The sequence below is a fragment of the Salmonella sp. K21076 genome (assembly GCF_039650795.1).
GTDB classification, from domain to species: domain Bacteria; phylum Pseudomonadota; class Gammaproteobacteria; order Enterobacterales; family Enterobacteriaceae; genus Salmonella; species Salmonella enterica.
In genome coordinates this window covers 1-13,442 of sequence record NZ_JBCLYA010000027.1, presented here as the reverse complement: position 1 = coordinate 13,442, position 13,442 = coordinate 1, and the positions used below count along the sequence as shown (strand labels likewise).

At 40.7% G+C, this 13,442-nt stretch carries 16 protein-coding genes, 1 tRNA gene and 1 pseudogene; 8 read left to right on the top strand and 10 right to left on the bottom strand.

From position 1 onward, the window contains the following. Positions 1 to 81: 81 nt before the first annotated feature. The 3 genes from AAYN39_RS10380 to AAYN39_RS10370 all read right to left on the bottom strand — a co-directional run bounded on the left by AAYN39_RS10380 (position 82) and on the right by AAYN39_RS10370 (position 1,299). On the bottom strand, positions 82 to 549 hold the full coding sequence (locus tag AAYN39_RS10380; RefSeq protein ID WP_001218118.1) for an Hsp20 family protein: 468 nt from the start codon (positions 547 to 549) through the stop codon (positions 82 to 84). A 197-nt stretch (positions 550 to 746) separates the two neighbouring features. After that, positions 747 to 974: a hypothetical protein gene (locus tag AAYN39_RS10375; RefSeq protein ID WP_000927830.1), complete on the bottom strand. Its 228-nt coding sequence runs from the start codon at positions 972 to 974 to the stop codon at positions 747 to 749. A gap of 199 nt (positions 975 to 1,173) precedes the next feature. Next, positions 1,174 to 1,299 (bottom strand): lipoprotein, encoded by a 126-nt coding sequence (locus tag AAYN39_RS10370; protein ID WP_000758947.1) that lies wholly within the window; start codon positions 1,297 to 1,299, stop codon positions 1,174 to 1,176. Between the two features lie 377 nt (positions 1,300 to 1,676). Here AAYN39_RS10370 and AAYN39_RS10365 point away from each other — a divergent pair, with 377 nt between their 5' ends. Beyond that, positions 1,677 to 2,021: a c-type lysozyme inhibitor gene (locus AAYN39_RS10365; protein WP_000977726.1), complete on the top strand. Its 345-nt coding sequence runs from the start codon at positions 1,677 to 1,679 to the stop codon at positions 2,019 to 2,021. A gap of 752 nt (positions 2,022 to 2,773) precedes the next feature. Here AAYN39_RS10365 and AAYN39_RS10360 read toward each other — a convergent pair. Then, positions 2,774 to 2,850, bottom strand: a tRNA-Arg gene (locus AAYN39_RS10360). Positions 2,851 to 3,254: 404 nt separating this feature from the next. Further along, positions 3,255 to 3,812 carry a virulence membrane protein PagC gene (pagC, locus tag AAYN39_RS10355; protein WP_000789474.1) on the bottom strand — a complete coding sequence of 186 codons (558 nt, stop codon included), beginning with the start codon at positions 3,810 to 3,812 and terminating at the stop codon, positions 3,255 to 3,257. 804 nt (positions 3,813 to 4,616) lie between these two features. Between pagC and pagD the strand changes: the two genes are divergently transcribed. The 4 genes from pagD to msgA all read left to right on the top strand — a co-directional run bounded on the left by pagD (position 4,617) and on the right by msgA (position 6,593). Continuing rightward, positions 4,617 to 4,880: a virulence protein PagD gene (pagD, locus tag AAYN39_RS10350; RefSeq protein ID WP_010989183.1), complete on the top strand. Its 264-nt coding sequence runs from the start codon at positions 4,617 to 4,619 to the stop codon at positions 4,878 to 4,880. A gap of 131 nt (positions 4,881 to 5,011) precedes the next feature. Beyond that, positions 5,012 to 5,224 (top strand): cold shock-like protein CspF, encoded by a 213-nt coding sequence (gene cspF / locus AAYN39_RS10345; RefSeq protein ID WP_001537306.1) that lies wholly within the window; start codon positions 5,012 to 5,014, stop codon positions 5,222 to 5,224. Between the two features lie 417 nt (positions 5,225 to 5,641). Further along, a complete protein-coding gene (locus AAYN39_RS10340; protein ID WP_001537478.1) occupies positions 5,642 to 6,163 on the top strand; it encodes an RICIN domain-containing protein in 522 nt (173 codons plus the stop codon). A 190-nt stretch (positions 6,164 to 6,353) separates the two neighbouring features. Further along, positions 6,354 to 6,593 (top strand): virulence protein MsgA, encoded by a 240-nt coding sequence (msgA, locus tag AAYN39_RS10335; protein ID WP_000497459.1) that lies wholly within the window; start codon positions 6,354 to 6,356, stop codon positions 6,591 to 6,593. Between the two features lie 211 nt (positions 6,594 to 6,804). Here the strand turns inward: msgA and AAYN39_RS10330 are convergent, their stop codons facing one another. Further along, entirely contained in the window at positions 6,805 to 6,969 is a 165-nt protein-coding gene (locus AAYN39_RS10330; protein WP_001036668.1) for a hypothetical protein, read from the bottom strand. Positions 6,970 to 7,465: 496 nt separating this feature from the next. Here AAYN39_RS10330 and cdtB point away from each other — a divergent pair, with 496 nt between their 5' ends. Beyond that, positions 7,466 to 8,275 carry a cytolethal distending toxin S-CDT gene (gene cdtB, locus AAYN39_RS10325; protein ID WP_001529135.1) on the top strand — a complete coding sequence of 270 codons (810 nt, stop codon included), beginning with the start codon at positions 7,466 to 7,468 and terminating at the stop codon, positions 8,273 to 8,275. A gap of 72 nt (positions 8,276 to 8,347) precedes the next feature. Beyond that, positions 8,348 to 8,725, top strand: a complete 378-nt coding sequence (locus AAYN39_RS10320) for a DUF1353 domain-containing protein (protein ID WP_001277616.1) — start codon at positions 8,348 to 8,350, stop codon at positions 8,723 to 8,725. A 147-nt stretch (positions 8,726 to 8,872) separates the two neighbouring features. Here the strand turns inward: AAYN39_RS10320 and AAYN39_RS10315 are convergent, their stop codons facing one another. The 3 genes from AAYN39_RS10315 to pltB form a co-directional block, all read right to left on the bottom strand. Then, positions 8,873 to 9,415: a glycosyl hydrolase 108 family protein gene (locus tag AAYN39_RS10315; RefSeq protein WP_000158843.1), complete on the bottom strand. Its 543-nt coding sequence runs from the start codon at positions 9,413 to 9,415 to the stop codon at positions 8,873 to 8,875. 191 nt (positions 9,416 to 9,606) lie between these two features. Continuing rightward, positions 9,607 to 10,335, bottom strand: coding sequence for a typhoid-like toxin S-CDT ADP-ribosylating subunit PltA (gene pltA, locus AAYN39_RS10310; protein WP_001766395.1), 729 nt, complete (start codon positions 10,333 to 10,335; stop codon positions 9,607 to 9,609). A gap of 16 nt (positions 10,336 to 10,351) precedes the next feature. Then, positions 10,352 to 10,765, bottom strand: a complete 414-nt coding sequence (gene pltB, locus AAYN39_RS10305) for a typhoid-like toxin S-CDT binding subunit PltB (RefSeq protein ID WP_000281950.1) — start codon at positions 10,763 to 10,765, stop codon at positions 10,352 to 10,354. 608 nt (positions 10,766 to 11,373) lie between these two features. Between pltB and AAYN39_RS10300 the strand changes: the two are divergent. Then, a pseudogene (locus AAYN39_RS10300) lies at positions 11,374 to 11,520 on the top strand (hypothetical protein); the annotation flags it as partial. 285 nt (positions 11,521 to 11,805) lie between these two features. On the opposite strand, the gene sopF reads toward AAYN39_RS10300, so the two are convergent. Further along, a complete protein-coding gene (gene sopF / locus AAYN39_RS10295; RefSeq protein WP_000917281.1) occupies positions 11,806 to 12,930 on the bottom strand; it encodes a type III secretion system effector SopF in 1,125 nt (374 codons plus the stop codon). Positions 12,931 to 13,442: the final 512 nt, after the last annotated feature.

Sequence of the window (13,442 nt, the reverse complement as noted above, 5' to 3'; positions counted from 1 at the left end):
CGATCTGTGCCTACAAGCATGACGGGATACTTTTCGCTACAGACAATGAAGGCCCGTCTAAACGGGCCTCCATTAATGCTTTTATGATTTATGTTCAATCGCCTTTGGTTTGCTTTCTATGGCAATTTTTTTCGGTTTCTCGCTTTCAGGGATTTCCTGGTAAATCTCTACCAACAAGAGGCCCTGTTCCAGTTTTGCATTATTCACCTTAGCATGTTCAGGCAAAGAAAAACTCAACTGGAAATCTGCCTTACGAATACCACGATAAATCCAGTGCGTCTGATCCTCTACCGTCTCTTCAGTGTGTTTACCCGTAATATTCAGGTTGCCGCCAACCGTTTCAATTTCAAGCTCTTCCTCTTTCCAGCCAGGAACGCTCACGGTAAGCAGATAGTTATTCGCATCGCGCTTTTGCAGATCGTAAGCTGGCGTCGCAGCGACTGGCGTATCTCCTGTTAATTGACTGAAAAGTCTATCAATACGGTTGAAACGGTCAGAGAAAAGAGAATCAGCAAACACGGGAAGTGCTGACAAGGTTCTGAGTGCCATCATTAACCTCCTGAATCACTATTCAAAAGTTCAACATCAAGGCAAGCATTGCTTGTCCACTGACTACATAGGGACGGAAAAAACATTTTCAAGCCTATAAAAGACTTTTTTTAGTCACGAATTTAAGTGGTTAACGAAAAATCTCATCCCGTTCATTGCCATTTCCGCTGTCCCTTCATCTTTACAATTTTTCTTCATCACCACAATTGATAATGATTATCAATTACATTAGTGTATACAGGTTGGTTATGGCAGTGACCAACGCCCTTCTCCATTATCAAACCCAGCGCCGCCTTCGGGCGGCCTTTTGGGAGGAAATATGGTCGCCAAAAATAAAACTCACGGTCGTCGTATTCGTCAGTCTCTGCAACAGTTACATCATCGTTGTCTTTTTCAGCAACTGGCGGTAAGCCCACCAGGAGCAAAATATGTTTCAGTCACCGCTGAAACAAAAAACTGGCTTATTCATCTTGTGACTTCAGAGGGCCGTTAGCACGCGGTAGTGACTGTCCATGTTGTCGCTAAAATTTTAATGAAATGACTTTTATACACCTACAATTTGCGCCCGGCTGCTCCGGGCGCCATACCTGAAGATATGACACCCGTTGCCAACTGACAGGAGTTTTAGTTATCGTCTCCGGCGTAGAAAACTTCGATATCTTTATTAAACCATTTATCAATGTTGTGCCACATCAGACAACCGGTCAGAAAACTTGCGATCAATATCCCTCCTATAAGCCACTTTTTCACATATACTCCTAAATAACCCCTGTTGATGCCATTATCTGATCGATAATAAAAAGACCATCATTTGAAGAAATAGTTTCACTGACAGATACCGTATGAAACGAGACAGTGAACAGTACCGTTTTCTTCGGTTTTTATGCCATAGTATTGAGCAGTGGTGACAATCATTTTCCATCGCGCCATAATGATTTGCAGTCTATAGTTTATGATTTTAAGATTTGTCTACTCATCACATATGTCAGTGATGGATAAATTATAATACGCTTTTCTGGCGCACTTTTCGTCAGTAAACAGGAATACTACAGCATTCATCGTATTGATGCCGCTTTATCTCCCGCTCTTCAGGGAATTAACGACAATTTTATACACAAAGGATACTAATGATGAAACGTAAATTGATCCCATTTACCCTCTTTCTCGCTGCGCTTAGCGCCAGTACCACCTCTATAGCAGCTTCGCAGGAGATTTCTAAATCTATATACACCTGTAATGATAACCAGGTTATGGAGGTGATTTACGTCAACACCGAGGCTGGAAACGCCTATGCGATTATCAGTCAGGTAAACGAGATGATCCCGATGCGGTTAATGAAAATGGCCTCCGGAGCAAATTACGAAGCCATAGACAAAAATTATACTTACAAACTTTATACCAAAGGCAAAACGGCTAAACTGGTGGAAGGTGATGATAAACCTGTTCTCAGTAACTGTTCCTTAGCTAACTAACCTTCAGAAATGCCTGAAGGCTCATCAGGCATTTCCACTTCAACCTTCCTGTAACGTAACGTTAAAGAATATGTGAATCACTACCGTAGGATAATGGCTAATTAGTAACCACTTTTAAACATGGTTAATCCTATTTTTAAAGAAAAGTTCGAACTGTCTGAATTGTCGTTGTTGAGTGTTTAAATGTTTTGCTTTATTAAGTGACCCAGGTAGAATTCGCAGCGGCTGGTAACCATTCATATTCGCATTATTGAACGATCACCGGCCAACCGCGCCAGGGTCTTGCATACGCTCTGGCGCGGTTAAATCCCCAGGCCATAAACGAAATCACTGGTTTCTGTTATTGCTCGTATCTTTCAAGTTAACCTGCATTATGCTTGCCCACCTGATGTAAAAACACAGCTCTGAACCATAGGGTGTGAATTTCATTTTATAAAAAATTGCGGTGCCGGGTGCCTCCCGGTGGACCATACCACAGTCAATATGGTTCGCGAGGAACATTAACTATTTGACTGGACGCCCCGCCGCAAAGGGGGATTCACCGCATAAGAAAAATCTACAACTCACAAGTAATAAAAGACAATAACATTTTTGTGCATTTTTTATAAATGACTATCTTGTCACGTAATAAATGAAATTATTCTGTAACAGGATTGCAAGACAATACTTATTCAAAACTGAAGTGGTCAGTGGGAGTCGAACCCACATCATCAGCCTGACACTGAGGTAATAACATTATACGATAACCACATTGGACCGCCACCGAGGCCTCGAACCTCGCACCATCAACTTAGGAGGTTGATGCTCTATCCAGCTGAGCTAGTGGCGGCTGGGGACTTCTGCCAGGCGCAAAAAAGGTGCTCTCCTAGATAAAATACATACCTTGCTACTTTTTAGTAGTCGTTCAACGGCAGGTACAATATGCGAAGGCGATCACAAAATCTTGATGACATTGTGATTAATTCCAGGAAAATTTTTCAGAGTGAATCCTGTGAGATCTAGCGTTATTTACACCAGATTTTCCTTCCTGCTTATCACCTACCTGAGCAACCTTGATTGCTTACCACAATCCTTTATCTGTGCTTATGCTGGTGAGATATTATGTACAGCGTCACTATGACGAAGAGAGTATGACGAAGAGAGAAAAGACAGGCAGGTACGTGTTACTGGTAAAGAAGCCCTGTTTTGTAACTGGCGGTGCGGAAGGCGAACCTTCCGCATAGCTTATGCTTTTCAGAAACGGTATCCAATTCCGACGTTGAAGCCGTTTATTTTTGTAGAGGAGATGTTGCTTCCTTCATACCCAACATCGACGACGATATTCTCCAGCGGATTCATCTGTACACCCGCGCCCCAGGCAAATCCCGTTTTCCTTGAGGAAATTTTGTTAGAAAAAGAATCGCCATCCTGAGTGGCATGTTCTTTAAATGTCGCCTTTACCGTGCCGACACCTGCCAGCGCGTATAACGAAAAATTGTCAGACAATCGATAGGCTGGCCCAACCATTAAAGAACCATATTTCACCTCAAACTTGTCATGGTAATGGATACCTTCAGACTCAATAGACCCGGAATCCTGGCTGTCTCCATATAAGTAACTTAGCGAGGAAATAAAACTTACCGGAGAGTCATCCTCATAACGGTATTTCACATTTACCCCTCGGATATTTTTGAAATCCTGAACTTTACTTTGTGCATACCCCACGGAAAAGGCGTTAGTATCGGCCTGTGCAACATTTACAACCAAAACGCTTGTAGTAATAACTAAAGTGGATAAAATAATATTTTTCATAACAACTCCTTAATACTACTTATTATTTACGGTGTGTTTAAACACCTGCAGTACCGATCCGGCATTCAGTTATCGCCACTATGCCGAATCGACAAACCACGAATAATTCACCGCTATCGCTCCTGATGCGTTTACTTCCTGAAAGATATTTTTACTACCGAAGCGCTCTATCGCTCATTAAGGTAACCGGTTCTACAATGTCATCTCACTTTTATAGATTTGAATGCTAATTTTTCTCACGCATATATATTTAACAGAAACCATAAAGTGTTTAGCCACTATAAAACAACAAACACGTCATACAAACTTTTGATATTTAAAGAAAAATATCACAACCACATTAAGAAGCCTGACGCTGATCGGCTAAAAAAATGTCATTAAGCAAACTCGCCATATAACCAGAACATATCGCATTGTGCTTCACAGTCCTCACGTGACGCTCCAGACGAAATGCCGTTACATGCCATCGCTGGCACCGTAATCCTATTCACCATGATGTTCAGCATGCTTTATTCCCGCTCCGATTCAATCTTTTAATATGTCTATCAGTTACAACATTTCTTGTTATAAGAATAGAATCAACACCACAATTCAAACATAAATTTCACCTGTGTTGAGAGAGAATTTACATTCCAGAAAAATAATAACGGACGCAAATATTGAACACTCGATAAAAAAGTCTATTTTGCTATAAAACCCATTATTATTAAGAGTGGTTAACTCTTCGTTGAATAAAAAATGCCAATGACGTCCCATAATTAATTAGATGAACTTCGCAAGTCATTACATATAACAGGAGGTGCTATGAAACATCATGCTTTTATGCTTTGGTCATTACTTATTTTTTCATTCCATGTTTTGGCCAGTTCAGACCATTGTTCTGGTTTACAACAGGCATCATGGGAAATTTTTATCTACGATTTTGGTAGTAAAACCCCGCAACCACCTACAAATACCGATAAAAAGCAAGCCAGGCAGATTAGTTCACCATCCTGCCCGACGGCAAAACCCATGATGTCCGCACCAACCAACGACGCCAGGAAAGGGAATACTTTCTCCAGAACATAATGTTATTTATCTACAATGGTGCCGAACGACTACTTTTAGCCATCCGGAAATCTTGATTGCCATCAAATATAGCTGGCATTATTTTTCCTGACGTGTATAGTGCGCCTCGTTATCCCCATTAAGGAATTTGTTTGTCTCGTAAAATGACAGGAATTGTCAAAACCTTTGATTGTAAGAGCGGTAAAGGTCTCATCACCCCCTCCGATGGACGCAAAGATGTTCAGGTCCACATTTCAGCATGTCGCCAACACGAAACAGAAGCTCTTATCCCCGGTATACGCGTTGAGTTTTGTCGTATTAATGGACTCCGCGGACCTACCGCCGCCAACGTTTATCTTTCATAATTCGTCACCCGGCATTTTTTCAGAAAAATTTAGCGAGTACGTATACCTCCGCAGTCTGCTATGAGGCTTTGCCTGAAAGGCTGCAGAATGTTTTCAGTGGCGAAAATCTAAAAGATTTATTTTGCTAATGACTCCTGTGACCTCTTTTATCATATATCGGGTGTCAACCCCCCTTCTCACTTTGTTTAACGTGAAGAAATGTACAGCCGTTTTTCACTGTGATAGCATGTAATATTGCAAAAGTATTTAACGCTATATACCCATCGTCGCAGGAGTGGCTGGCTGCGCGCATTTAACCGAAGTATTTATGTGATTCTATCGGAATTATCTTTATTGCCGCTCAATGCTACGTCATATTCAGTGGGTATAAATTGCCAATATAGTTGTAATGCTATTTATTTTTAGGGTAATAATTGAATGACTTTGCTTTCAGGAAAAAACACACTGGTTCTCTGCCTCTCCTCTATTTTATGTGGATGTACGACGAACGGCTTACCCGCACCTTATAGTATTAATTTGTCGTTCCCGGTCATTACACAAAACCAAATTAATTCCGGTGGTTATTACATAAATGACGCGGAACAAATTCGGACAACTGATGGTCTGTGCCTTGATACAGGCCCAGATCAACAGAATCGTTTGACGCTGCGGGAGTGTAAACATGTGCAATCTCAGCTTTTCTCATTTCACCGAGACAGAATCACGCAGGGTGAGAAATGTCTGGATGCTGCAGGACAGGGTACGAAAGAAGGCACGCCAATCATTCTTTATTCATGCACGGGTAATGATAACCAGCGCTGGCTCACTGATGATAACAAAATTAAGGGGAAACAGAGCCGAAAATGCCTGGGCACAAATAGCATTATTGTCAGAAAAGGCGACCCTGTTGTGTTAGCCGATTGCGATTTTAGTCGCGCCCTGGAATTTACCATCAGGTAGCAGGACACCGCTGTGAAGAGAGAGCCGCTAACCTCTTGACATGACAACAGGTTAGCGACCTTTACTTCCATGTGCGATCAATTTACTTTACATCCGCAACGTTAGGATGACAAAACGGCGGCTAAACCTTGACACCGGTTATATACCCAGCTTAAATACTGGTCATCCAACCAGTAAAAAGGAAATAGCGATGTTCGTCGAACTCGTTTATGACAAGCGAAATGTTGAAGGTTTGCCAAGCGCACGCGAAATCATCCTCAATGAACTCACAAAACGCGTACATCAACTTTTTCCCGATGCGCAAGTGAAAGTTAAGCCAATGCAGGCGAACGCATTAAACAGTGACTGTACAAAAACCGAGAAAGAACGGCTGCACCGTATGCTGGAAGAGATGTTTGAAGAGGCTGATATGTGGCTGGTCGCCGAATAACGTCCCCTCCTGCGAAAGCGACATGTCCGATCGAAAACAGCGCCCTGAGGCGCTGTCTGTGACGATATAACGCAAACGCCACCACTCAGAACATGTAGCGGAAGTTGGCGTTTATAGCGTGGTCAACATGCTATTTGCCAAATGCCGCCAGCTCCAGTCATTGTCACTGAACGTTTTGCCCAGTGCCACACCTGTACGCCCTATCAACGGATTATACGTTTTGTTGCGCATCGACGCTATTGGTCACGGTTTTACAGTAAAAACGGTACCTGTTCTCAGACTCTTCCGGCGTCAGTGCACCGTTATAATGATGAGGTCTGACGCTATTGTAGCCGTTCAAGATGTAACCATTGATTTGTTTGGTTTTCTTGTTCACTAAGTTACCTGTTTTGTGTTGAGGTGAGAACATCGCCTTTAATCAGGTGGCCAAATTTACTATGTCACTACAAGAGTGAGAATAGATGAAATGTCACCTCCCTCACAGGGATATAATAATCCTGGTAATGAAAAATTTATGTTTACTTATAAAGTACCAATGATATCGAATCTCTCTTTCCGCAAATAAATCAACCCAATACAGTTACAATGAGTTAAGCGAATGGAGTTTTAAATTCAGTTAGTTGTTTATTCATAGTTGTCTCTTTGGTATTAACAATAATTAATTGATTGTACTGAATAAACTTCATTTTACCTCTGTAATAGACATCCATTTTAGTTTTATTGACGTTAGACTATGTATCTTACTACCTACACAAGACATAGAACCAGAAACAAGTCAGGCATTGCCAGAATAAAATCAACGTCATGAAACAATGGGTTATTAACACATATATCATTCAGATAAAGAAGTAATGCTCGGGAGAGTAGATATTATGAAAAAACCTGTTTTTTTCCTTCTGACCATGATCATCTGCAGCTATATTTCTTTTGCCTGCGCTAATATCAGTGACTACAAAGTTATGACCTGGAATCTTCAGGGCTCTTCAGCATCTACAGAAAGTAAATGGAATGTCAATGTCAGACAGCTTTTAAGTGGTACTGCCGGTGTGGATATTCTTATGGTACAGGAGGCCGGTGCTGTTCCCACCTCAGCGGTTCCTACCGGACGACATATTCAGCCTTTTGGAGTGGGTATTCCCATTGATGAATACACCTGGAATCTCGGAACCACCAGCCGTCAGGATATAAGATATATCTACCACTCGGCTATTGATGTTGGAGCACGCCGTGTTAATCTGGCAATAGTTTCCAGACAAAGAGCGGATAATGTTTATGTCTTGCGTCCGACAACTGTCGCATCTCGCCCCGTCATTGGCATCGGACTGGGTAATGATGTTTTTCTGACAGCGCACGCACTGGCTAGTGGAGGTCCGGATGCTGCAGCTATTGTCAGGGTTACCATTAATTTTTTTAGACAACCTCAGATGCGGCATTTATCCTGGTTTCTTGCCGGGGATTTTAATCGCAGCCCAGACAGACTTGAAAATGACCTGATGACTGAGCATCTGGAACGAGTTGTAGCCGTACTCGCACCTACAGAACCCACGCAAATTGGCGGTGGTATTTTAGATTATGGGGTCATTGTCGATCGAGCACCTTATTCACAAAGGGTTGAAGCATTACGTAATCCACAACTCGCTTCTGATCATTATCCCGTAGCCTTTTTGGCACGAAGCTGTTAATGAGTAAATAGAGTTTACGACATGTACTTTGAGCGTAAGGTGCAGAATATATATTTATTATAAGGTAAAATTATGAGTTGTTTTACCAGTCCAGCAATTATGGAAATGTTAGGTCATTATAAATGGCGTGTTTATGAGCCATTCAGGTTTTATCTCAGTGAAGATAAAAATGATGTCATTGAAGTACCGGTAGGATTCGTTACCGACCTTGCCACTGTTCCGCGTATTTTCTGGTCATTATTGCCACCGGATGGTGAATATGCCAAAGCGGCAATCATTCATGACTACCTGTATCATTATCCATTACGTAACAGAAAAGAGTCCGATCTCATATTCCTGGATGGGATGAAAGTTCTGGGCGTGCCAAAATGGAAAAGGATAATAATGTATTTAGCCGTAAGAATATTTGGCTGGAAATACTATCATTCTCATACCATACAACATAATTAATTTCTCGTTTTTAACACACAAAGAACTATAGAAAAACCTGACGCCTTAATATAGTAATAATGAGACTTAGTGGCTTTCACCAGTTCTCTGTGTGAATATATCATTATATGCTATCATCACAAACCGCTATAGTGGTAAGTAAGGGAATTACAATCTTACCCGTTCCTTTATCCATCCATAAACAAATGATTCATTCGCCTGGCGCTTTTCAGCTAACTCCAGATAGCGTTGTCCCTGACTACAATTCAATGCCCGGATAAGTATCATTTCGCCCTCATCTCTCCGGTGAGAGAGAAAAAATGTTAGTGCCGAAAGCGTCCGTGGCCCAATCTGACCATCTGCTATCAAATCCGGATAAATTTTTTGCTGATCATTAAAAACATTAAGCCAACGCTGGAAGTACTTAATCGGGATTGAGGGTCCCATGTTCACACCAGTATCACAAAGCTCAGCTGCAATAGAGTGAGAGATAATGGCAACCTGATCAAGTCGTGGACCATACCAATAATCTGCCTCAAGGATTTTTAATGCTTGATTACGGGTAAGATTCCGCATATCCCCCATATAGCCATTAGCCCGGGCCGTCGTCAGGGTTATACCCCAATGCGTTGGCCCCCCCCTGTCGTCAGGGTGATCAACGTAACCGCCTTCTCTACTAAGGATAGCTGCAAAGATTTCATCTTTAGTCATAATGACTCCTTCTAATATTAATAAAATACGTACCTGAATGCTATGATTGGTAATGCAATGAATCTGATAAAAAACTTATCGAAGTATATAAACATTTATATTTAAGTGGATAGCCAACTTAATAAACAATATTAACCAGGCAACTAATAAACGGGCTGTTTAATTTAATAGGCAACATAGGTAAGTTTCATTTATTTAGAAAGTATAAGTTCTATTACAGGTCTTGCATCATAAAAAGACATGTTGTATACGTCAGCTCTTTGCCCTCGATGTGAATGACATACGCTACCTATTGAAAAGCATGAACTTATTAATGGGCCGAATGCATCAATTCGTTGTTGGGTATACGTCTGCGGTTCCGGAAGAAAAGGTATCACACCAGGATTAGACGTAGTGCTTAAACCTAAATAACTGGCATTCATTGTGCTTACACCATCCTTTACTAGACCGGTTGCGCTATCATAAACTAGCGCCACGGCCTTTTGAATATTCTCGGGTAAAATAGATAATGTGGAAACATACTCTCTTTGCAATCGCATCATCGTTTTTTCATAAGCATTAAAGTGACCACCTTGCGTTTCCAGATAGGTGATGGATGGGAGCAAGCTGTAGAAATTATTATCTGCACGAATCTGATATCTGTATAAATTACCTTTGAATGTTGAGCGAGAATAGTACGCTCTGGCTATAGCATATGTTTGATTAACACTTGAGGTTGTTGCAATATAGCGACTGTCACTACTTCCACCACTACATGACCTTCCACTAATAAATTGCTGAAAGTTACGGTTATACCCAAGTAGTGAAAACCCATCGCGAAAAATAACGTCCGGCGGGGTTGAGTCCACACGATACACAAAATCTACAGCATAGTTATTAAAGCTAACTATAGATAAGGTTAAGAATATTAACTTTTTCATTATTTCTTCTCCCCTCTTACTTGGGTCCAAAGCATTGTGTCGCACTGCACGATGATAGTCCCACAAGAGCATTTGCTGAAAAGGTATTAACAAAAAGCGGATAGGTCCAGATATTTTTTTGAACATGAATCCTTACGGATTGCCCTGTACTGTAAAAATATCTTGCCTGATCAAGAAGTTCTTTAAAGGAGGGCGCCCATATGCTCTGCTTTGATACCGCACATGCAACAACTGGTGTACCGCTACCGTTAGCTTTAACCGTTTTTATGCAAAAATAAGGACTAGTATCTATCTGACCAACATGTAATTCACTGATAACTTCGTCTGAGTAGTAGGCGTTCGTATTATCTCCTGTCCACTCAGCGCTGGCATTAAAAGAATAAATGAGAATTAATAATGTATAAACAGGTACATACTTACTCATATACATACTACTCTCCTGTACGTTTAAAATAATTAATAAAACACAAATTCATTATATCTCACCACATCACAGTCCAGTCTATCATGGTTTACTTCAACACAATGTTACTCACAACAAACAATCAAATTACCTGTGAATAGTAATAATACATATATAAAAAATTTCATTACTGATAATAAGCACACCTACTTTATCAGTTACAGAATTCACGCCACAGTAATAACACAGGCACTTCCGGCTCATATTGTTCGCCGTCGTCTGTCTACTGATTTTTATTTTCAGCAAAGCAGGACATAACTCATTAATAACTTGATGATTATTTAACAAGCCCGCCCTCTGTAAGAACGTTCAGGATAACTATCAGATCACTATTGTAGGGTCAAAGAGGGGGAAATAAATCATTATCCTCCAACTGAAACATGGACGACATCCCATTAACTGGCAATCTTTTCCCGGTGTAGTGATCCTACCCGCGTAATCTGTCTGTACCCTCCAGGCAAAGTGTCCGGCAATTTAGTCAGCCTATTGTTGATAACTGCCAGAAAAGTAATATATTCAGGAAGAGGATCTAATAAAGTTGTGAGCTGTAGGTCGCTGAGTTCTAGTATAAAGAAATGATATTTCACACATTCCCGCATCCAAGTTTGTTGAACGAAAATTTGCTTAAAGAAAAAATAATAAGCCTTAATATTTTTTGCAGTATTTCAACTTATAGCAGAATAAATGTGCGTAGATGGCGTAAAAACCTGATGAGCAGGAATATCGATAGCCAGTAAATCACTCCTGTGGTAATGCAGGACACCTGATGACTGTTAAGGTCGCTTCATCTGTAGCGCCGGTGAATTCCAGCGATTTAAGTGAAAAGTAGCCAGCAGGCGCTTCTGCTGGTCCATATTCCTCTATTTTTCAGGCCATACTGAGGTGCCACACAGGTATCTGCCAGAGCGGTCCTGCTATAATAAATATAAAAGCAGTTACTGCCTACCTTAAGAAGTATGTGCTCATGATCATTTAAAGCTCTTTTAAAGAGCCTGATAATAAGCTTGTCAATATAATATTATGCAGTCTCTATTAAGCGCCTGGTTTATTTGTTTTGCATAATCATATAGTTGACTTTCCGAGTAAGAGTTTTCTTGCAAAGACAAATAAACGTGCTTTATATCTCTGAATAAACATACATCACCATGAATATGAGCCTCTATATAATTCCCTTCATAGCCTGTACCATAATTAGAATGAGCTAAAAATTTTTCGCCCTTAGCCATTTTAACCAAACTCTTAAAGCAATTATAACCAAAAAAATCATTTTGACAGGATGCAATCAGGTTCTCCATATGGCAAAATGTAGATAATTTACTAGTATCCAGGCCAAATCTGTGGCCGTAGATATCAAAAGGTGAGAATGTACAATTTGTTTTTACATTATCATTTAATTCAAAAAATGATTTCCCATAGGCGCTGGCACCTCCATTTTCACCGTTCAGAAAGTCCAGTGCAGCATAAATTGGTCTGCTTGTAGGGCTAAAAGTTTTACTGTTGGGAGTATATGCTACGGAAAAACCGCCTGTCTGACCATATGGGGCATAAGGTGAATCTGCAAGCTTCTCCAGTTCAAATGCTTTAGTTTCAACTGAATCACGCCCGACATTATAAGCAGGTAAATCTCCTGGTCTGCAACCTAATGCATAAGAGTTCAGATATTCTTTATTTTTTAAGAGAGAGACAAAGTCAATTTTTGCTGCATTAAAATTTATTGTCAGCCGGGCATTTTGTAAAATATCCACCATCTTATTTAGTAAGAGAGCGCAATCTATTTCGGTACCACACTCACGGCTTATCCGCCTGAGCGCTTTTTCTCTTATTATGTCAGCGTCGCGCTGACACCTGGAATGAATATGCGCAAGTACTTGTTTTCCAAAAAGGCGACCATACACCTTTTTACGCTCTTCATTGCTGAGACCGCAAAACACTTCGTCAAAAGAAAGCCTGTACGCTGCGCTTACAGAACCTCCCACCGCTCTGCTTTCTGGAAATGGCGGAATATCTTCAACAACATTTTTAATTTGCTGAATGTCTGAAGACAGAGGAGTACGTCCGACATTTTTTTCCTTATCTGTTTCCAGACATTCCGGAACCTTCACACTTCCACTGTAGAAGATAGGTTTGAGCATATGTCTCCTGAATTTTTATGACTAATATAGCATTCACTTTCGCTGACGTATTCTTTACCAGGCTGATATTTCAACACCTCTTAACAGTCTTGTAGAAGTGCAAATAAAGACACTAATAATTTCATAAAATGCTTAATCTACCCACTATTGCAGGCAATAAATCATCACCTTTTATTGAAATAATCCCCTGATAATAACAATAAATCTGGTAAGGCACTTTCAAAAAATAGCCAAACCACACATCATAAAGAAAACCACCACAATCAAAATCGGTAACTATCAGCTTTCAGGGGGTCTCAGGTTATCATGACGATCGGGGTAAAGGATGGACTACTATTGCGGTCTGAATTGAGGACGTTTTGATAAATTATTTTGATAACCGTTCGAATACTAATAATAAATATCCTCCGGCATAGCCGGAGGTTTTTCTGATGCGCCTGTAAGGCTCTCTTACCAGCCGCGCCCTAACAGGCGCATACGATCTGACATTTGCATCAAACTTCGTTACTTAC